Below are 229 nucleotides of genomic sequence, written 5' to 3'. Positions count from 1 at the left end.
CAATCATCGTGAACGGCTTCAGGAAGATCATGAGCATGCTCGAATGCTCGCCAACGGTATCGCAGGTCTGCCTGGCATTTCGCTCGATGTTTCCGCGATCGAAACTAACATCGTGCGTTTCGGCGTCTCTTCGCTTCCCGCTGGAACATTCGTCGAGCGTCTTTACGACAAGGGTCTGTATGTACTGCCGTCCGGCGCAGATGGCGTACGCGCCATTCCTTATCTGAAC

The 229-nt window shown here is 54.6% G+C and carries 1 pseudogene; it reads left to right on the top strand.

What is annotated here, in order from left to right:
* Positions 1 to 43: 43 nt before the first annotated feature.
* Positions 44 to 229: pseudogene (locus SB751_RS35960) on the top strand (low specificity L-threonine aldolase); the annotation flags it as partial.

The sequence above is a fragment of the Cupriavidus sp. SIMBA_020 genome (genome assembly GCF_046535395.1).
Classification (GTDB): Bacteria; Pseudomonadota; Gammaproteobacteria; order Burkholderiales; family Burkholderiaceae; genus Cupriavidus; species Cupriavidus campinensis.
This window is presented reverse-complemented; position numbering and strand designations above follow the sequence as displayed.